Source organism: Klebsiella pneumoniae complex sp. WS1778 (genome assembly GCF_049472055.1).
Taxonomy (GTDB): domain Bacteria; phylum Pseudomonadota; class Gammaproteobacteria; order Enterobacterales; family Enterobacteriaceae; genus Klebsiella; species Klebsiella quasipneumoniae.
This window is the reverse complement of record NZ_JBKGTJ010000002.1, coordinates 18,151-35,687: the sequence shown is the minus strand read 5'-3', so window position 1 is coordinate 35,687 and position 17,537 is coordinate 18,151. Positions and strand designations below refer to the sequence as shown.

Annotated in this window: 20 protein-coding genes; 8 read left to right on the top strand and 12 right to left on the bottom strand. The window is 59.2% G+C overall.

All coding sequences use genetic code 11. The features are described from left to right. The first annotated feature begins 71 nt into the window (after window positions 1-71). Window positions 72-1,034, top strand: a complete 963-nt coding sequence (locus tag ACLEXF_RS10210; protein ID WP_008805923.1) for a LysR substrate-binding domain-containing protein — start codon at window positions 72-74, stop codon at window positions 1,032-1,034. Here the strand turns inward: ACLEXF_RS10210 and ACLEXF_RS10205 are convergent. From ACLEXF_RS10205 to puuD, 4 genes are all read right to left on the bottom strand, one after another. Beyond that, window positions 1,031-2,311 (bottom strand): NAD(P)/FAD-dependent oxidoreductase, encoded by a 1,281-nt coding sequence (locus ACLEXF_RS10205; protein WP_004201473.1) that lies wholly within the window; start codon window positions 2,309-2,311, stop codon window positions 1,031-1,033. The genes ACLEXF_RS10210 and ACLEXF_RS10205 overlap by 4 nt on opposite strands. Window positions 2,312-2,313: 2 nt before the next feature. Continuing rightward, complete coding sequence (gene puuC, locus ACLEXF_RS10200) at window positions 2,314-3,801, bottom strand: aldehyde dehydrogenase PuuC (RefSeq protein ID WP_017899483.1); 1,488 nt, start codon at window positions 3,799-3,801, stop codon at window positions 2,314-2,316. Between the two features lie 320 nt (window positions 3,802-4,121). Beyond that, window positions 4,122-4,679 carry an HTH-type transcriptional regulator PuuR gene (gene puuR, locus ACLEXF_RS10195; RefSeq protein ID WP_002898590.1) on the bottom strand — a complete coding sequence of 186 codons (558 nt, stop codon included), beginning with the start codon at window positions 4,677-4,679 and terminating at the stop codon, window positions 4,122-4,124. Between the two features lie 25 nt (window positions 4,680-4,704). Continuing rightward, a complete protein-coding gene (gene puuD, locus ACLEXF_RS10190) occupies window positions 4,705-5,457 on the bottom strand; it encodes a gamma-glutamyl-gamma-aminobutyrate hydrolase (RefSeq protein WP_025999163.1) in 753 nt (250 codons plus the stop codon). Window positions 5,458-5,682: 225 nt separating this feature from the next. On the opposite strand from puuD, the gene ACLEXF_RS10185 reads away from it, so the two are divergent. From ACLEXF_RS10185 to ACLEXF_RS10175, 3 genes are all read left to right on the top strand, one after another. After that, the gene (locus ACLEXF_RS10185) at window positions 5,683-7,104 is read left to right on the top strand and encodes a glutamine synthetase family protein (protein ID WP_002898595.1); all 1,422 of its coding nucleotides are present in this window, start codon (window positions 5,683-5,685) and stop codon (window positions 7,102-7,104) included. Window positions 7,105-7,276: 172 nt separating this feature from the next. Then, a complete protein-coding gene (locus ACLEXF_RS10180) occupies window positions 7,277-7,468 on the top strand; it encodes a hypothetical protein (RefSeq protein WP_049116019.1) in 192 nt (63 codons plus the stop codon). Beyond that, a complete protein-coding gene (locus ACLEXF_RS10175) occupies window positions 7,458-8,849 on the top strand; it encodes an APC family permease (RefSeq protein WP_023289089.1) in 1,392 nt (463 codons plus the stop codon). The genes ACLEXF_RS10180 and ACLEXF_RS10175 overlap by 11 nt, the downstream gene beginning before the upstream one ends. 118 nt (window positions 8,850-8,967) lie before the next feature. Here the strand turns inward: ACLEXF_RS10175 and ACLEXF_RS10170 are convergent, their stop codons facing one another. Further along, the gene (locus ACLEXF_RS10170; protein WP_002898600.1) at window positions 8,968-9,090 is read right to left on the bottom strand and encodes a small membrane protein; all 123 of its coding nucleotides are present in this window, start codon (window positions 9,088-9,090) and stop codon (window positions 8,968-8,970) included. 256 nt (window positions 9,091-9,346) lie between these two features. On the opposite strand from ACLEXF_RS10170, the gene ACLEXF_RS10165 reads away from it, so the two are divergent. Then, window positions 9,347-9,568, top strand: coding sequence for a hypothetical protein (locus ACLEXF_RS10165; protein ID WP_004201478.1), 222 nt, complete (start codon window positions 9,347-9,349; stop codon window positions 9,566-9,568). A gap of 19 nt (window positions 9,569-9,587) precedes the next feature. Here ACLEXF_RS10165 and ACLEXF_RS10160 read toward each other — a convergent pair whose 3' ends face one another. After that, window positions 9,588-10,376, bottom strand: coding sequence for an SDR family NAD(P)-dependent oxidoreductase (locus ACLEXF_RS10160; RefSeq protein WP_407259859.1), 789 nt, complete (start codon window positions 10,374-10,376; stop codon window positions 9,588-9,590). Window positions 10,377-10,491: 115 nt separating this feature from the next. Further along, entirely contained in the window at window positions 10,492-10,941 is a 450-nt protein-coding gene (locus ACLEXF_RS10155; RefSeq protein ID WP_064794430.1) for a winged helix-turn-helix transcriptional regulator, read from the bottom strand. Window positions 10,942-11,093: 152 nt separating this feature from the next. Between ACLEXF_RS10155 and agp the strand changes: the two genes are divergently transcribed. Continuing rightward, complete coding sequence (agp, locus tag ACLEXF_RS10150) at window positions 11,094-12,341, top strand: bifunctional glucose-1-phosphatase/inositol phosphatase (RefSeq protein ID WP_023317888.1); 1,248 nt, start codon at window positions 11,094-11,096, stop codon at window positions 12,339-12,341. A gap of 65 nt (window positions 12,342-12,406) precedes the next feature. Here the strand turns inward: agp and ACLEXF_RS10145 are convergent, their stop codons facing one another. The 3 genes from ACLEXF_RS10145 to ACLEXF_RS10135 form a co-directional block, all read right to left on the bottom strand. Further along, complete coding sequence (locus ACLEXF_RS10145; RefSeq protein WP_008805934.1) at window positions 12,407-12,634, bottom strand: YccJ family protein; 228 nt, start codon at window positions 12,632-12,634, stop codon at window positions 12,407-12,409. A gap of 20 nt (window positions 12,635-12,654) precedes the next feature. Then, window positions 12,655-13,251, bottom strand: a complete 597-nt coding sequence (gene wrbA, locus ACLEXF_RS10140) for an NAD(P)H:quinone oxidoreductase (RefSeq protein WP_002898704.1) — start codon at window positions 13,249-13,251, stop codon at window positions 12,655-12,657. A 127-nt stretch (window positions 13,252-13,378) separates the two neighbouring features. Next, window positions 13,379-13,600 carry a hypothetical protein gene (locus tag ACLEXF_RS10135; RefSeq protein WP_080935870.1) on the bottom strand — a complete coding sequence of 74 codons (222 nt, stop codon included), beginning with the start codon at window positions 13,598-13,600 and terminating at the stop codon, window positions 13,379-13,381. A gap of 87 nt (window positions 13,601-13,687) precedes the next feature. On the opposite strand from ACLEXF_RS10135, the gene ACLEXF_RS10130 reads away from it, so the two are divergent. After that, window positions 13,688-13,861, top strand: a complete 174-nt coding sequence (locus tag ACLEXF_RS10130; protein ID WP_002898708.1) for a general stress protein — start codon at window positions 13,688-13,690, stop codon at window positions 13,859-13,861. A 163-nt stretch (window positions 13,862-14,024) separates the two neighbouring features. After that, window positions 14,025-14,963 (top strand): DMT family transporter, encoded by a 939-nt coding sequence (locus ACLEXF_RS10125; RefSeq protein WP_064794428.1) that lies wholly within the window; start codon window positions 14,025-14,027, stop codon window positions 14,961-14,963. Between the two features lie 735 nt (window positions 14,964-15,698). Here the strand turns inward: ACLEXF_RS10125 and rutG are convergent. Then, window positions 15,699-17,021: a pyrimidine utilization transport protein G gene (gene rutG / locus ACLEXF_RS10120; RefSeq protein WP_117130259.1), complete on the bottom strand. Its 1,323-nt coding sequence runs from the start codon at window positions 17,019-17,021 to the stop codon at window positions 15,699-15,701. A gap of 21 nt (window positions 17,022-17,042) precedes the next feature. After that, window positions 17,043-17,537, bottom strand: a complete 495-nt coding sequence (gene rutF, locus ACLEXF_RS10115; protein WP_423265762.1) for an NADH-dependent FMN reductase RutF — start codon at window positions 17,535-17,537, stop codon at window positions 17,043-17,045.

The window sequence follows — 17,537 nt, the reverse complement described above, 5'->3', positions numbered from 1 at the left end:
CTTTTTAGCGATGATGTTTGACCACCTGCCTATCCTATAATTGACTGGTTCATAATTAATCACGCTAACTGGTGAAACATAAAACACAGATCATGAATAATCTGCCGCTGCTAAATGATTTACGCGTCTTTATGCTGGTCGCTCGCCGGGCCGGGTTCGCCGCCGCCGCCGAAGAGCTTGGCGTATCACCGGCGTTCGTTAGCAAGCGGGTTTCGCTGCTGGAGCAAACCCTGAATGTGGTGTTGTTGCACCGGACCACCCGCCGGGTCACCATTACCGAGGAGGGGGAGCGGATCTACGAATGGGCGCAGCGCATTTTGCAGGATGTCGATGAGATGATGGACGAGCTTTCCGACGTGCGCCAGGTGCCGCAGGGAACGCTGCGTATTATCAGTAGCTTCGGCTTTGGCCGCCGGGTGGTGGCCCCGGCGCTGTCGGCGCTGGCCCTTCAGTACCCGCAGCTGGAACTGCGTTTCGATGTCCAGGACCGGCTGGTGGATTTAGTCAATGAAGGGGTGGATCTCGATATTCGCGTGGGCGATGATATCGCGCCGAATCTGATTGCCCGCCAGCTGGCGGCCAACCACCGCGTGCTCTGCGCCTCGCCGCAATTCCTTGCCCGCCATCCACCGCCGAAACAGCTGAGCGATCTGGCCGCCTTACCCTGCCTGGTGATTAAAGAACGCGATCATCCGTTTGGCATCTGGCAGTTGCACAGCAAAGAGGGGCAGCATGCGATCAAGGTGACCGGGCCGCTGTCGTCCAACCATGGTGAAATTGTGCATCAGTGGTGTCTGGACGGGCAAGGAATTGCGTTACGTTCATGGTGGGACGTCCGGGAGAATATCGCCAGCGGCCATCTGGTGCATGTGCTGCCGGAATTCTTTCAGCCTGCCAACGTCTGGGCAGTCTATGTCTCCCGGCTGGCGACGTCGGCTAAAATTCGCACCACTGTGGAGTTTCTGCGCCACTACTTTCAGCAGCACTATCCGCAGCATGAGCCGACGGCCAGCGCCGTCGGCAGAGGCGATTAAACCCCCAGGCGGTCGCGCAGACTGTAGTAGGCGGCGCCCATGGCGGTGAAGGGAATGCGCAGGCTGCGGCCGCCCGGGAACGGGTAGTGCGGCAGTTTGGCAAAGGCGTCGAAACGCTCAGCGTCACCGCGCAGCAGTTCCGAAATCAACCGTCCGGCGAGGTGGGTACAGGTGACCCCATGCCCGCTGTAGCCCTGCATGTAGTAGATGTTGGTATCGAGGCGACCAAACTGCGGCATCCTTGAGAGGGTCAACAGGAAGTTGCCGGTCCAGCGGTAGTCGATTTTCACCCCTTTCAGCTGCGGGAAGGTTTTCAGCAGCTTCGGCATAATCAGCCGTTCCACATCGTCCGGGTCGCGGGCGCCGTAGACCACGCCGCCGCCATACAGCAGGCGGTTGTCGCCGGTGAGGCGGTAGTAATCCAACAGATAGTTACAGTCTTCCACACAGTAGTTTTTCGGGATCAGCGAGCGAGCGACCTCCTCCGACAGCGGAGCGGTGGTGACCACCTGGGTGCCGCAAGGCATGCTGCGCTTCGCCAGCTCCGGCTCCAGTTTGTCGCCGAGATAGGCGTTGCCGGCGACGATCACATAGCGGGCAGTGACCTGGCCGCGGGCGGTGCTGACCACTGCCGGAGTGGAGTGCTGAATGCGGGTGACCGGCGACTGCTCATAGACCCGGCCGCCGTTCAGGCGAATGGCGTCCGCTTCGCCGATGGCGAGGTTGAGCGGATGAATATGGCCGCCGCTGTGGTCGAGCAGGGCGCCGACGTAGCGGTCGCTGTCCACTTCGCGACGAATCGCCTCTCTGTCCAGCAGCTCCAGCTGCGTGTTGCCGTAGCGCTCCCAGTTGGCTTTCTGTTCTTCCAGCGTCTCCAGCTGTTTGTGATTCATCGCCACGAACAGGCCGCCCGGGCGATAATCGCACTGGATCTGGTAGCGCTGGATACGTTCGCGAATAATATCGCCGCCTTCGAACATCATGCTGCCGAGCATTTTAGCGGCATCCGGGCCGTAGTTTTTTTCAATCACGTCGATATCGCGGCTGTAGGAGTTAACCAGCTGACCGCCATTGCGGCCGCTGGCGCCGAAGCCGATGCGCGCCCCTTCCAGCACCACCACGTCGTAGCCCATTTCGGCCAGATGCAGGGCAGACGAGAGTCCGGTGTAGCCGCCGCCGACGACGCAGACGTCGCAGCTTATCGATTCGTCCAGCGTCGGAAAGGGTTCATATTTGTTGGCGCTGGCGGCGTAATAGCTGGTGGTATGTTCGGTCATGATTAAGACTCCAGGGCAATCCAGATGGTTTTCAGTTCGGTGAATTTTTCCAGCGCGTGCAGCGACTTATCGCGTCCGTTGCCGCTCTGTTTGTAACCGCCGAAGGGGACGGTCATATCACCATCGTTATAGTTGTTGACGAAGACCGAACCGGCCTTCAGGCGGCGGCTCATGCGGTGGGCGCGTGAGAGATCGCGGGTCCATACCGCAGCGCCGAGGCCGTAGTCGCTGTCGTTGGCAAGCCGCAGCGCCTCGTCTTCGCTTTTGAAGCGAGTCACCACCAGCACCGGGCCGAAGATCTCTTCCCGGCTGAGGGTGGAGGCCGGGTCGACGTCAACAAAAATGGTCGGGCCGACGGCGGCAGGCCACGGATTTTTCCGCCCGTCGAGGAACAGCGTGCTTTTGCTTTCGCCGCCGCGAATAAAACTGTGCACGCTGTCGGCATGGGTGTTGTCAATCAGCATGCCCATGGTGGTGTTTGGGTCGAGCGGGTTGCCCGGCTGCCAGTGTTGCGCTTCGGTTTTCAGTCGTGCCAGGAACTCGTCGGCGATGCTCTCCTCCAGCAGCAGGCGAGTGCCGGCGATGCACACCTGCCCCTGGTTGTAGAAGATGCCGCCGGCGGTGGCGCTGACCGCTTTTTGCAGATCCGGGCAGTCGGCGAAGACGATGTTGGCGCTCTTGCCGCCCGCTTCCAGCCACACGCGCTTCATATTGCTGTCGCCGGCGTCTTTCAGCAGCTGCTTGCCGGTGCGGGTGGAGCCGGTAAAGGTAAGGACCTCCACGTCTGGATGCAGGGCCAGCGCCTGTCCGGCTTCGTGACCAAAGCCGCTGACCACGTTCAGCACGCCGTCCGGCAGGCCCGCCTCTTTCGCCAGCCCGGCGAGGCGCAGCGCGGTGAGCGGCGATTTTTCCGAGGGCTTAAGGATCACGCTGTTGCCCGCCGCCAGCGCCGGGCCGAGCTTCCAGCAGGCCAGCAGCAGCGGGAAGTTCCACGGCACCACCGCGGCGATGACGCCAATCGGTTCGCGGACGATCATCGCCAGCTCGTTGCTGCCGGTAGGAGCCACTTCGCCATAGACTTTATCCAGCGCTTCGGCATACCAGCGGATGGCGCGGGCGGCGCCGGGAATATCGTCGCGCAGGCTGTGGCGAATCGGCTTACCGGTATCCAGCGTTTCCAGCAGCGCCAGCTCTTCGCAGTGGGCCTCTATCAGGTCGGCAAAGCGTGTGAGAACCGCTTTACGCTGCGTGGGAGCGGCCTGTGACCAGTCGCCGTTATCAAAGACCCGACGCGCGGCCTTCACCGCCAGCTCAACGTCGGCTTTTTTGCCGCGAGCGACATGGGCTAACGTGTGCTGCGCGGCAGGGTCAATGGTTTCAAAGGTGGTATTATCGACCGCGGCGCAATATTCGCCGTTAATAAATAATCGTGTTTCAATGGCCAGGCTTTTCGCTTTTTCCTGCCAGTAAGCCAGGTGCTGAAAATTCATCATGACTCCTTAAAAACATTATCGGCAAATTAATCATTTCGGCGTTTTCAGGCTGCACGGGGGCGCTGCGCCAGGCGCAGGGCATAGTGTATCCCCGGAGTTGAATACCGTTTTATCACCCTAAATTTCGACAGGTTGTCTGCATGCCGAATAATTCAGGGGTGAGTCGCCATTCACGGCGTTAATTATTTCAGGGCCAGCAGAAAATAAGATTCCCTTCCGGCACCAACGTTATGACTGCGAGTTTTTCGCGGCGACGAAAATAAAATTTCCGCCGCCGCAGGTCTGAAGAAAGCCTGAAGCTCGTTCAGGCTAAATATTCAGAATGTGGTGGGGGTGTGGGCACTGATGATGCGGCAGATGCCTGCCGAGGTGTTGCTGAAGCTGTGCGGGATGCCGGTATTAATGGCATAGCTCTGTCCAGCCACCAGGTGGTACGACTGACCGTTAATCGTCAGCACAATCTCACCCTCCAGTATGGTGCCTATCTCCTCACCCTGATGCTTAATCCTCTCCCCGGTCGTGGTTCCAGGCTGGTAAGTTTCAAAAATCATCGCCAGCGTACGGTTCGGATTTCCGTTATGAACCAGCTTCATGGAAACGCCCTGACTGCCCATTTCGATAAGGTCATCCTGATTAATGACCACCTGGGGTTCGTCCGGCTTTTCGGGTTCAGAAAAGAATTCCGAGAGCGACAGCCCATAGACTTTCAGCAGCTTTTGCAGCGTACTGATGGCAGGACTGACTTTGTCCTGCTCTATGGTGCTGATGGCACTATGTGTTAACCCAGACAGTTCGGCGGCACGACGCTGCGAAAGACCCAGCTGTTGGCGGATCTCTGACAGACGTTTCCCTGGCGCCAGTCCGTCATCGCTCATATTTGCATTTCCTTAACGGTAGTGGTCAGCGCCGCCGCTTTTCAGCATGATGGCCCTGACAGGCGGTGATAAAACCATCAAACAACATACGCGACAGGGCGTATTCGCTACTGTTCCATTCAGGATGCCACTGTACGCCCAGCGCGAAAGGGTGATCGTTCACGCTGACCGCTTCCACCAGTCCATCCGGCGCTCGCGCCTCCACGCGCAGCTGCGGACTGAGGGTTTTTGCCCCTTGCCCATGTAGCGAGTTTACCCAAAACGTGTTGCAGCCCGGTATCAATTGCGACAGCAATCCTCCTTCCTGAACCTCAACCTGATGGGACGGCGCATACTGCTGCTCGACGGGCAGTTCAGGATCTTCGCGATGCTCCAGCAGCTCAGGCTGCTCGAACAGACGACGATACAGAGTCCCACCGGTGGCGACAACCAGTTCCTGCAGTCCACGACAGATGGCGAAAATGGGGATGCGCCTTTCGAGTGCGGCGTTAATCAGCGCCATGCTCAGAAGATCACGCCCGGGGTCGGCGTCAGGCTCATCGCCGTTTTCACCATAAAGGTGCGGCTGCACGTTACTGGGGCTGCCTGGCAGGTATATCCCATCCAGTTTATCGACTAACGCGTTCAGCAGATCCGGCTCTGCCAGCGCATGTGGCAGGGCGATCGGCAGTCCGCCGGCGTTAACAATTGCATTCAGGTACTTTTCTTGCAAGGTTTGGGTCTGGTGACCCTTAAGCCTGTTTCTACACATCACGACGCCAATAACTGGCTTGTACATTATATTTTCCATGATCGCCCTCACAAAGTGGACTAAATTATGACCGCTATAGCGGGTTTAACGGCCATATCGTTCAATATTTTCTCAATCTAGCAGTGGAAATAGCCCTTTGCAAACTTAATTTAACATTTGACAAACAATTTATTTGCATACACAGTCGATGGGGTGGACATTATATTTAACGGTCTGAGTGCAGGACCGAAACCAAACCAACGGCGGTGAATCATGGAAACCAATATCGTAGAAGTTGAGAATTTTGTTCAGCAAACGGAAGAGAGACGGGTCAGCGCGTTCGCGAAAGAAGTGAAGCGCTACCTCGAAACCTACCCTGATACCCAATATGTTGATGTCCTCCTCACTGACCTGAACGGCTGCTTCCGCGGCAAGCGCATCCCGGTTGCCGGCCTGAGCAAGCTGGAGAAAGGCTGTTATTTCCCGGCTTCGGTGTTTGCGATGGATATTCTCGGCAACGTCGTGGAAGAGGCCGGTCTGGGCCAGGAGATGGGCGAGCCGGATCGCAGCTGCATTCCGGTGCCCGGCACCTTAACGCCTTCAGCGGCCGATCCGCAGTCGATAGCCCAGGTACAGTTGACCATGGTTGATGAAGATGGCGCTCCCTTTGACGTTGAGCCGCGGAACGTACTCAACCGCCTCTGGCAGCAGTTGCGCCAGCGCGGGCTGTTCCCCGTGGTAGCGGTAGAGCTGGAGTTCTATTTACTGGACCGCAAACGCGATGCCGAAGGCTACCTGCAGCCGCCGTGCGCGCCGGGCACCGACGATCGCAACACCCAAAGCCAGGTCTACTCGGTCGATAACCTGAACCACTTTGCCGACGTGCTCAACGATATCGACGAGCTGGCGAAACTGCAGCTGATCCCCGCCGACGGCGCGGTGGCCGAAGCCTCGCCGGGCCAGTTTGAAATCAACCTCCACCATACCGATAACGTGCTGGACGCCTGCGATGATGCGCTGGCGTTAAAACGTCTCGTGCGTTTAATGGCGGAGAAGCATAAGATGCACGCCACTTTTATGGCTAAGCCTTATGAAGAGCATGCGGGCAGCGGAATGCATATCCACATCAGCATGCTGAACAATAAAGGGGAAAACGTGCTGGTGGACGGCGACGGGGAAGACTCCGCGCTGCTTAAACGCGCGCTGGCCGGGATGATCGATCTGATGCCGGCCTCGATGGCGCTGCTGGCGCCGAACGTGAACTCGTATCGCCGCTTCCAGCCAGGGATGTATGTCCCGACGCAGGCTTCCTGGGGGCATAACAACCGTACCGTGGCGCTGCGGATCCCATGCGGCGAGCGGCAGAACCACCGCGTGGAGTATCGCGTGGCGGGGGCGGACGCCAACCCGTATCTGGTGATGGCGGCGATTTTCGCCGGCATTCTGCACGGGCTGGATAACCCTCAGCTGCCTTTGCAGGAAGAGGTGGAAGGTAACGGCCTGGAACAAGAGGGTCTGCCGTTCCCGATCCGCCAGAGCGATGCGCTGTGGGAGTTTATGCAGAACGATCACCTGCGTGAGCGTCTCGGCGAGCGTTTCTGCCACGTTTTCCATGCCTGCAAGCATGATGAATTACTGCAGTTTGAGCGTCTTATCACAGAAACTGAAATTGAGTGGATGTTGAAAAACGCCTGATGGTCGCCCCGCAAGGGGCGCATGAGTTGAGTCATGAGTAGCATCATACGGCCTGAGCGGAGCCTGGTCGTCCTTTTTGCTGGGAGCCCAGCCATTTCCCGGATGTCGCGTTAAGGAGCGCAGGCGGCAACGGGGCTTCAGTTAACGACACAGTGTGTGACGAGGAAATGAGATGATGCAGATGTTCAAATATCCGCAGGGAGAGGGAGGCCGCTCAGGCCGCATTGGATGCCAGCCAGCAACCGCTCACCGGTCCGTCTTACCCTTTTATTTATGCCTTATCCCCTTGCTAAGCAGGTTTGTCACGCGAACGTTGTGTCCGCAAACTGTTATCCGCAAGGGGGGAATGGGCGATGGCTATTAATCTTCCTGCGCATAACGCCGCTCAGGCGGGCAGACCGCGTCTGCGTAAATCCCTCAAACTCTGGCAAGTGGTGATGATGGGGCTGGCCTATCTGACGCCGATGACGGTGTTTGATACCTTCGGCATCGTCTCCGGTATCAGCAACGGCCACGTCCCGGCGTCGTATTTGCTGGCGCTGGCTGGCGTGCTGTTCACCGCCATCAGCTACGGCAAACTGGTACGCCAGTTCCCGGAAGCCGGCTCCGCCTACACCTACGCGCAAAAATCCATCAGTCCGCACGTCGGCTTTATGGTCGGCTGGTCCTCGCTGCTGGATTATCTGTTCCTGCCGATGATCAACGTCCTGTTGGCGAAGATCTATCTCTCGGCGCTGTTCCCGGAGGTGCCGCCATGGGTGTGGGTGGTGACCTTTGTCGCCATTCTGACCGCCGCAAACCTGAAAAGCGTTAATCTGGTGGCGAACTTCAACACCCTGTTCGTGCTGGTGCAGATCTCGATTATGGTGGTATTCGTCATTCTGGTGGTTCAGGGGCTGCACAAAGGCGAGGGGGTAGGGACCGTCTGGTCGCTGCAGCCGTTTATCAGTCAGAATGCGCATCTGATCCCGATTATTACCGGGGCGACCATTGTCTGCTTCTCGTTTCTCGGCTTCGACGCCGTGACCACACTGTCGGAAGAGACGCCTGACGCCGCGCGGGTGATCCCGAAGGCGATTTTTCTCACCGCGATGTACGGCGGCATTATTTTCATCGTTGCGTCGTTCTTTATGCAGCTGTTTTTCCCGGATATTCATCGCTTTAAAGACCCGGACGCCGCGCTGCCGGAGATTGCGCTGTACGTGGGCGGCAAGCTGTTCCAGTCAATATTCCTCTGCACCACCTTTGTTAACACCCTGGCGTCCGGCCTGGCGTCCCATGCCAGCGTCTCCCGTCTGCTGTACGTGATGGGTCGCGATAACGTCTTCCCGGAGCGCATTTTCGGCTATGTGCATCCGAAATGGCGCACCCCGGCGTTGAACGTGATTATGGTGGGTATCGTCGCGCTGTCGGCGCTGTTCTTCGACCTGGTGACCGCCACCGCGTTAATTAACTTCGGCGCGCTGGTGGCCTTCACCTTCGTTAACCTGTCGGTGTTCAACCACTTCTGGCGGCGCAAGGGGTACAACAAAACCTGGAAGGATCGACTGCACTATCTGCTGCTGCCGATGGTCGGGGCGTTGACGGTAGGGGTGCTGTGGATCAACCTCGAGGCCACTTCCCTGACGCTCGGCCTGGTGTGGGCGGCGCTTGGTCTGCTGTATCTGGCTTATCTGACCCGACGCTTCCGTAAACCGCCGCCGCAGTTCGATGCCGCCAAGGCGGAGCAGGCCTGGGAGTCCTAGAACCTGACGCTGAAACCGAACGAAGGCAGGCCCGCAGGCCTGCCTTTGTTTTTGGTTCGGTAAGGGACAGTACAGGATGGTAAAGCAATCAGCAGAAAACGGCGGAGAACGGAAGGTATTATTTCTTCTTTTTATGGACAGGTAACTGACTGGCGCGCCGCTCTTTGAGGTACGACACCAGGCTGTAGATGGCGACGCCCAGCAGCGCCACCGCGACGATAAAGAGAATAAGACCCGACATAGACCAACCTAATATTCTGTTTAGAAAGGGAAAAAGATACAGGGCTCTGTGTGAAGATAACATCGGGATATGTCTGAAAGATGACGCCTCATCGCGAGAATAACTGCTGTCGGGGTTGTGATAAAATATTTCCCGCAGGAATGTGACAGCCTGGCTTTCAGCTGAAATGGCGTAACACTCCGTTAAGTGATTTTACAGAAGTGCGGCCAGCAACGGGTTACGCTGACCGCGAATAAGAATGATCTGAGAGTAAGACATGTATAAGACAACCCTCAGCCTGCTGGGCGTGGCGCTGGCGCTGACGGCCTTCGCCAGTCAGGCTGAAAATGAACGTCAGGCGAGCCGCGAGCGGATCGTGGAGCAGGTCCTGAAACCCTGTGAAGGCAAAAAAGCGGGCGATAAGGTAGTGATCACCGATCGCCGCGGCGGGGAGCACGAGGCGATCTGTACCCTGGCGGCGGTTCCGCTGCCGGAATAATGCCCGCCGCCGGGGCGAATTAGCGATACCGCGGCGCCGGTTGCCCGGTTCGCGCGCTGGTAAACAGCGCCAGTCGCGTCTGCTCGAAAGCCTCCCACAGTCCCAGATCATGCACCGGCGGTAAGGTGACCTTTTCCCCCATTTCGAGTCCCCTGAGAGCGGCGTCAACCAGATCCTCGGTGGTCATTACCGTACCGGTGGGCAGGGCGTCGAGCGCCACGCCGGAGGTCGGCCACAGATCGGTGGCGGTCGCCGCCGGCAATACCGCCTGAATACGCACGCCGCTGTCGGCGAACTCATCCTGCAGGCCACGGGTAAAGCTCAACACCCAGGCTTTGCTGGCGCTGTAGACCGCGCTGCCCGGCAGCGTATGCAGCGCAAGAATAGAGGCAATATTGATCAGCGTTCCGCGGCCCCAGGGAGTGAAAGCGGCCAGCGCGGCATAGCTCAGGCGCAGAAGCGCGGTGGTGTTGAGCGTATGAATCGCCTGGTGCTCGCGCGACGTGCTGGCGAGAAAGCCCGCCATTTTTGCCGTCCCGGCGTTGTTGATGAACAGGTCAACGGCGGGATCCTGCTGCAGACGCTGCTCCACGGCTTCAATGCCTTGCTCCTCGCTCAGGTCGGCCTTGAGGATGCTGGCCCGGATGGCGTAGCGTGCCTGCAGTTGCCCGGCGAGCGCTTGCAGCCGATCTTCACGACGGGCGGCGAGGATCAGATCGTAGCCGCGGGCGGCAAGTCGTTCGGCATAGATCGCGCCGATACCTGAGGAAGCGCCGGTGATAAAAGCAGTGTGCGATGACTGGGACATGAGTATTGCCTCTTAAAAGGTTGCATTATTAAACCAAATTCAGCATGAGATACTTGGTTTAATAATGCAACTATTTTGCCGGGCTTTTTTTATTTCTGCCTGCCGCGGGCCGCGTTTAGTCGTTCAGCGGAACGGCGATGGTGATATCCGTCGGGGCCAGCTCACGGCCATCCGCCGCCTGCAGGACCAGCTTACGCAGGGGCTGGCGCTGCTGGCGGTCAATGAGCCGCGTCGCCGGTTCGTCCGGGTCGAACAGATAGTCGTCCGCCCACTGGGAGAGGGCGACCAGCACGGTCTGCAGGGCGCGGCCCTTATCGGTCAGGACATACTCCTGCCAGGCGCTGCCGTCGGAGGCCGGCTGCAGGCGCAGGATGCCTTCATCCACCAGCATTTTCAGCCGCCCGGCGAGCATATTTTTGGCAATGCCGAGGTTTTTCTGGAATTCGCTAAAACGGCGTACCCCGCGCAGGGCATCACGGACGATAAGCAGCGACCACCAGTCGCCGATAACGTCGAGGGAGCGGGCGACAGGACAGCAGCTGTTTTCCAGACGGGTACGTTTCACGAAAGCCTCCAGGTTAGTTGTTTCATTATAAAACTATTTGGCCGGCAGAGGAAATTTTCGGCTCCGGTCTAAGTTTGCGAGCGAATGCCAGGAAAAATGGCCTAAATCCGTCACAATTAACCCGATGATAATAAATGACTAAGGATGAAGGGATGAAAATACGTCTACTCGCCGCCGCCGTAGCCGGCGCGGTCATGTTATCCGCTGGCGCCCAGGCTCAGGACACGGCCGCCCCGGAGGGGTATCAGCTGCAGCAGGTGCTGATCATGAGTCGTCATAACCTTCGCGCGCCGCTGGCCAATAACGGCAGCGTGCTGGAGCAGTCCACCGCCAAAGCCTGGCCGCAGTGGGATGTGCCGGGCGGCCAGCTGACCACCAAAGGCGGCGTGCTGGAGGTGTATATGGGCCACTATATGCGCGAATGGCTGGCGCAACAGAAGCTGGTGACCAGCGGGGAGTGCCCGCCGGAAAACGCCGTTTACGCCTACGCTAACAGCCTGCAGCGCACCGTCGCCACTGCGCAGTTCTTTATCACCGGCGCGTTCCCGGGCTGCGGCATTGCGGTGCATCATCAGCCGCAGATGGGCACCATGGACCCGACCTTCAACCCGGTTATCACCGACGACTCCCCGGCGTTTCGCGAGAAAGCGCTGCAGGCGATGGAAAAAGAGCGCCAGGGGATGCAGTTGACCGAGAGCTACAAGCTGCTGGAGACGATGATCGATTACCGCAACTCGCCCTCCTGCAAAGAGAAGCAGGTCTGTTCCCTGAGCGAGGGTAAAGATACCTTTAGCGCCGGTTATCAGCAGGAGCCGGGAGTGTCCGGACCGTTGAAGGTGGGCAACTCGCTGGTAGACGCCTTCACCCTGCAATACTATGAAGGCTTCCCGAAAGATCAGGTGGCGTGGGGGGAAATCACCAGCGATAAGCAGTGGCAGGTGCTGTCGAAGCTGAAAAACGGCTACCAGGATAGTCTGTTCACCTCGACGGCAGTGGCGCAAAACGTGGCCAAACCGCTGGTTAAATATATCGATAACGCGCTGGTGGGCGAGGGAGCCAGCAAGGCGAAAGTCACCCTGCTGGTGGGACACGACTCGAATATCGCCTCGCTGCTGACGGCGCTGGACTTTAAGCCCTATCAACTTCCTGGCCAGTACGAGCGCACGCCTATCGGCGGCAAACTGCTGTTTCAGCGCTGGCACGACAGCGGCAGCAACCGCGATCTGATGAAGATTGAGTATGTCTATCAGAGCACTGAGCAGCTGCGTAATGCCGACCCATTGACGTTACAGACCCCGCCGCAGCGGGTCACGCTGGCGCTTAACGGTTGCCCGGTCGATGACCAGGGATTCTGCCCGCTGGAGACCTTTAAAAAGGTGATCAACGAGGCGGCGAAATAATGAAAAAACCCGGAGCAATCCGGGTTTTTAGCAGGTTAGGGTGAGACTCGGCAGGGATAAACGCCCTATACGTTTTTACGCTCAATCGTCTGTTCACCCCAGAACAGCGCATCTTTATCGGTTTTGGCAAAGGCCAGCGCCAGCACTTCGTCGCTGCCTTCCTCCCAGATTTGCTCAGCCAGTTTTTCATCGTAGTGGGCAACTTCGAAAATTGCCTCGGCGATCTCCGGCGAGGTGTTACGTAAACTTGCCCATTCGCCGACGCGATGTGCTTTTGCTTCTTGAGTTGGCATAGTGCTCCTCCTGCGGAAGATTAGCCGTGCAGTTTAACGGCCAGTTTGGCGACATGTTCACCCTGATAGCGGGCGATGGCTAACTCTTCCTCGCTTGGCTGACGCGAGCCGTCGCCGCCGGCAATAGTGGTGGCGCCATAAGGCGTCCCGCCGCGGACCTGGGAGATGTCGAACAGCTCCTGTGCGCCGTAGCCGATCGGGACGATGATCATCCCGTGGTGGGCCAGCGTCGTCCAGGTGGAGGTAATGGTTTGTTCCTGGCCGCCACCGGTGCCGGTTGAGCTGAATACGCTGGCGATCTTGCCGTACAGCGCGCCGGATGCCCACAGGCCGCCGGTCTGATCGAGGAAGGTGCGCATTTGTCCGGACATATTGCCGAAACGAGTCGGGGTACCAAAGATGATGGCGTCATACTCAGCCAGCTCCTGCGGCGTGGCGACAGGCGCGTTTTGCGTTTTCCCGCCTGCTTTGGCAAACGCTTCTGCCTGCATGGTTTCCGGCACGCGCTTCACAACCACCTCAACGCCGTCCACCCGGTTCGCCCCATCGGCGACGGCGTGAGCCATGGTTTCAATGTGTCCATACATGGAATAATAAAGCACCAGAATTTTAGCCATTTCCATCACTCCTCGGTTGCATTATAAGCCAGCCAAATAGCTGGTACCTTTAAAGATAAAGCCTCTGCCGAAGAGTGCAAATCCAACGGGCATTTATTTGATTTATAACAAAATGACAAAACATTATTTACTTTTCCTTGCGCAGCGCGGCCTGAGCGGCTGAGAAGCGGGAAGCGATGCCTCCGTTATACTGGCCGGTGCGGCGAGGATGTAGCATCAGGATACATTTTTTGCTGACTATTTTTTCTTCGGCAGCAGAGCAGGTTAGCGCCATCAGGCGGCGCGAGGGGATTTTTTTCGCCAGGCTTTGTTTCTGAATGTGACATTTGCCATCGTCACCGGCAGTCATTCACTAACCTTATAGATACGCGGCAGAACAGCGGCGTCGCCGCTCCCGCGTAATGCACTATGATGTCTAACCTAATGGAGGTCAGTAATGGCAAACCATCGTGGCGGTTCTGGCAACTTTGCTGAAGACCGTGAAAGAGCATCAGAAGCAGGACGTAAAGGTGGCCAGCATAGCGGGGGGAATTTTAAAAATGACCCTCAGCGCGCCTCAGAGGCTGGCAAAAAAGGGGGTAAAAACAGTCATGGTAGTCGTGAGAGTTAACGCGCGACTGGCACTGTTCTCTTTGATGCGGTGTTAATCTCCCCGACCCAACCGCATCGCCCTCGCCGCCGGCATCTGCCGGCGGTTTTTTTTAGCTGTCGGAGGTTGCGCTCCCGCCGGGCCGATTGCACACTGGTCGCCCGTTTATCGTCATGGCTGTCTTATGTCTTCGTTAAAATTCTCCGTTAGCCGCCAGGAAGCGCTCCTTATCATGATCACCATGTTCTGGGGAGGGACGTTCCTTGCCGTACAGTATGCGGTCAGCCTCAGTGGGCCGCTGTTTTTTGTCGGCCTGCGTTTCGCGACCGCCGCGCTGGCGGTGGGCCTGCTCTCGCTCCGCACCCTGCGCGGCCTGACGTGGCTGGAGGTGAAGGCGGGGGTGGCGATTGGCGTGGCGATTGCGCTGGGGTATGGCCTGCAGACCTGGGGGCTGCAGTCGATCTCCAGCAGCAAGTCTGCCTTTATCACGGCGATGTATGTGCCGCTGGTGCCGCTGCTGCAGTGGCTGTGTCTGGGGCGTATGCCAGGGTTGATGTCCTGCGTGGGGATTGTGCTGGCCTTTATCGGTTTGATCCTGCTGGCCGGGCCGGAAAACAATCTGTTGGCGCTTGGCGTGGGGGAGATGATCACTCTGGCGAGCGCGCTGGCGATCGCCGCGGAGATTATCCTTATCAGCGCCTGGGCCGGAAAAGTGGATGTCCGACGGGTGACGGTGGTGCAGCTGGCGACCGCGTCGCTGGTGGCTTTCGCTGCCATGAAGCCGGCCGGTGAGTCGGTGCCGCCGTTGACGCCGACGCTGCTCGGCGTGGCGCTGGGGCTGGGCATTTTCAGCGCGATCATTCAGGTGACCATGAACTGGGCGCAGCGCAGCGTCTCGCCGACGCGGGCCACGCTGATCTATACCGGCGAACCGGTATGGGCCGGTATTTTTGGCCGGCTGGCCGGCGAGCGTCTGCCGCTGCTGGCCCTCCTTGGCTGCTTCTTTATCCTCGCGGGAGTGCTGGTGAGCGAGCTGAAGTGGAAGCGCAAACCGCCGCCGCAGATGTCAAAGAATGACGATGTGCAGCCGCTTCCGGAGCTGGTCGATCGACGCGAGCCGTAATTTTACGCTTCTGATCCTACAGCGGCGCTTAGCCTGGCTGGCCTACTCGTCCGGCTCTGATCGTCTCCAGGCCCGCGCAAGCGCAGCGCCGCCGGACGATAGCATCAGGCACGGCGTCGTTTTTATGCCGGGTGGCGGCTGCGCCTTACCCGGCCTACGTTCGTACGACCTGTTATTAATTTAACCACTTGCGCGACTGAAACTGCCGGTGCTGACGGCCTCAAAATCGCTGAGACGTTCCCGGAAGGCCGGGGCAGCCCGCATGGATGCGGGCTGAGGGCCGTGTTTTGCAGGGACGCTGCCTCGGCCCGACCCGCAGCCTGCAGGGATAAGTCGAAGGCACCACGCAGTGGCGATTTTGCTGGCCGGAGCCCGGGGGTACAGGGGGCGGCGGCGATTGGCCGCCCCCTGTGCGCTCCCTGCGCTATGGAAAACAGAGTGCAGAAAAATTAACCGGGAGCGCAATCTGCCCGGCATTAACATAGAAGTTGTAGCCCTGCTAAGCGCAGCGCGAGCAGGGAAATATTCGGTTGTACCGTTATTTCGCCGGGTGGCGGCTGTCGCCTTACCCGGCCTACGTTCATACGACCTGTCGTTAATTTATTCACCATTGTTGCTGAAACTGCCGGTGCTGACGGCCTCAACATCGCTGAGACGTTCCCGGCAGGCCGGATGGCGGCATAAATGCCTTATCCGGCCCACCCGCTCCCTGCGCCAAGGCCGCGCTAATGTGGCTTAAACCGGCGTTACTCTGGCGTCCTTCGCCTCCCGAGTCCCGCGATGAAGCAGCGCGTGCAGCAGGATCGCCCCGAAGGTGGCGGTACCAATCCCGCCCAGCGTAAAGCCGCCCAGCGACAGCGCGAAATCGCCGGCGCCCAGCACCAGGGTCACCGACACCATGATCAAATTGCTGTTTTGACTCAGATCCACCCGGTTTTGCACCCAGATCCGCGCCCCGGCGACGGCAATTAAGCCAAAGACCACGATCGAGGCGCCGCCGATCACCGGCCCGGGAATGGTGTGGATTAATGCGCCGAACTTCGGCGAGAAACCCAACAGCATGGCAATCAGCGCCGCGGCGACAAACACCAGCGTTGAGTAGACCTTGGTCACCGCCATGACGCCGATGTTCTCCGCATAGGTCGTGACCCCGCTGCCGCCCACCGAGCCGGAGAGCATGGTCGCCAGACCGTCGCCGACGAAGGCGCGCCCCATGTACGGGTCCATATTGCGCCCGGTCATCCCGGCGACGGCCTTCAGGTGCCCGAGGTTCTCGGCCACCAGGATCACCGCGACCGGGGCAATCAACATCATCGCCTGGCCGTTAAAGGATGGGGGGGTAAAGTGCGGCAGCCCGAACCACGCCGCCTGGGCGAGGGGGGAGAAGTCCAGCGGTTTGCCGAGGCCAAAGCCGTTAGCCAGCAGGGCGTACAGCGCGCAGGCGACGATCAGGCCGACCAGGATCAGCAGTCGCTGCAGCATCCCGCGGGTAAATACCGCCACTATGCCGATGCAGAGCACAGTTAACACCGCCATCCAGCTGTCGAAGGCGCTGGCGGAGACGCTGCGCACGGCAATCGGCGCCAGGTTCAGGCCGATAGCCATCACCACCGCGCCGGTCACCACCGGCGGCATCAGGCGCTCGATCCAGCGGGTGCCGATCTTCATCACCACCAGACCAATCAGGGTGTAGACCAGCCCGCAGGCGATGATCCCGCCAAGGGCGACGCTCAGATGAGGGTTCAGCCCCTGGCCGTTAAAGCCGGTAATGGCGATCACCACCCCGACAAAGGCGGCGCTCGAGCCGAGATAGCTCGGCACCCGTCCGCCGGTGACGACAAAGAACAGCAGGGTGCCGACTCCCGACATCAGTATCGACAGGTTAGGGTCGAGCCCCATCAGCAACGGCATCAGCACCGTCGCGCCGAACATCGCAACGGCGTGCTGCACGCCCATCACCAGCGTTTGCCCGGCCGATAAGCGTTCATCGGGCGCGACGACGCCGGATTCGGCGGCGGGGGAGGTCAGCTTCCAGCGAGGAAAATCGAAGAGTGCCATGATGATATCCCGGGTTAGAGGTTAACAAGCGGGTCGCATAAGCGTGTGATAGCCGCGGTCAAACCACATCAGACCCCGGGGCTCCGGGTGACGGGTAATGGCCACGACGTGACAAAACAGGATGTCGTGCGTGCCGACGCTGACGCGCTGGTCGATGCGGCAGTCAAAGCTGACCAGCGCCGCCTCCAGCCGCGGGCAGCCGGTGGCGCCGGTCAGCCAGTCGGCGGCGGCAAAGCGCTCGTCCATCGCCGTTTTTCCGCCAAACAGCGTCGACAGCGCCTCCTGTCCCGCCGCCAGGGTATTGACGCACAGCGTGTGATGTTCGCTGAACACCGGCCACACCGAGGCCGAGCGGTTCAGGCAGACCAGCAGGGTCGGCGGCGTGTCGGTAACGCTGCAGACCGCGCTGGCGGTAAATCCCGCCCGGCCCGCCGGGCCATCGGTGGTAATAATGTTAACCGCGGCGCCGACGTGGGCCATGGCGTCACGGAAACTCGCTTTGTCCGCTAACTCCAT

Excerpts from the sequence above, each read along its gene's own strand:
- ACLEXF_RS10135 (WP_080935870.1), bottom strand. The coding sequence starts at position 13,600 with ATGACTGCCGGTGACGATGGCAAATGTCACATTCAGAAACAAAGCCTG.
- ACLEXF_RS10205 (WP_004201473.1), bottom strand. The coding sequence starts at position 2,311 with ATGACCGAACATACCACCAGCTATTACGCCGCCAGCGCCAACAAATAT.
- ACLEXF_RS10145 (WP_008805934.1), bottom strand. The coding sequence starts at position 12,634 with ATGCCAACTCAAGAAGCAAAAGCACATCGCGTCGGCGAATGGGCAAGT.
- wrbA (WP_002898704.1), bottom strand. The coding sequence starts at position 13,251 with ATGGCTAAAATTCTGGTGCTTTATTATTCCATGTATGGACACATTGAA.
- ACLEXF_RS10125 (WP_064794428.1), top strand. The coding sequence starts at position 14,025 with ATGTCTTCGTTAAAATTCTCCGTTAGCCGCCAGGAAGCGCTCCTTATC.
- agp (WP_023317888.1), top strand. The coding sequence starts at position 11,094 with ATGAAAATACGTCTACTCGCCGCCGCCGTAGCCGGCGCGGTCATGTTA.
- puuC (WP_017899483.1), bottom strand. The coding sequence starts at position 3,801 with ATGAATTTTCAGCACCTGGCTTACTGGCAGGAAAAAGCGAAAAGCCTG.
- ACLEXF_RS10130 (WP_002898708.1), top strand. The coding sequence starts at position 13,688 with ATGGCAAACCATCGTGGCGGTTCTGGCAACTTTGCTGAAGACCGTGAA.
- puuD (WP_025999163.1), bottom strand. The coding sequence starts at position 5,457 with ATGTACAAGCCAGTTATTGGCGTCGTGATGTGTAGAAACAGGCTTAAG.
- puuR (WP_002898590.1), bottom strand. The coding sequence starts at position 4,679 with ATGAGCGATGACGGACTGGCGCCAGGGAAACGTCTGTCAGAGATCCGC.
- rutF (WP_423265762.1), bottom strand. The coding sequence starts at position 17,537 with ATGGAGTTAGCGGACAAAGCGAGTTTCCGTGACGCCATGGCCCACGTC.
- ACLEXF_RS10165 (WP_004201478.1), top strand. The coding sequence starts at position 9,347 with ATGTATAAGACAACCCTCAGCCTGCTGGGCGTGGCGCTGGCGCTGACG.
- ACLEXF_RS10160 (WP_407259859.1), bottom strand. The coding sequence starts at position 10,376 with ATGTCCCAGTCATCGCACACTGCTTTTATCACCGGCGCTTCCTCAGGT.
- ACLEXF_RS10175 (WP_023289089.1), top strand. The coding sequence starts at position 7,458 with ATGGCTATTAATCTTCCTGCGCATAACGCCGCTCAGGCGGGCAGACCG.
- ACLEXF_RS10185 (WP_002898595.1), top strand. The coding sequence starts at position 5,683 with ATGGAAACCAATATCGTAGAAGTTGAGAATTTTGTTCAGCAAACGGAA.
- ACLEXF_RS10170 (WP_002898600.1), bottom strand. The coding sequence starts at position 9,090 with ATGTCGGGTCTTATTCTCTTTATCGTCGCGGTGGCGCTGCTGGGCGTC.
- rutG (WP_117130259.1), bottom strand. The coding sequence starts at position 17,021 with ATGGCACTCTTCGATTTTCCTCGCTGGAAGCTGACCTCCCCCGCCGCC.
- ACLEXF_RS10180 (WP_049116019.1), top strand. The coding sequence starts at position 7,277 with ATGATGCAGATGTTCAAATATCCGCAGGGAGAGGGAGGCCGCTCAGGC.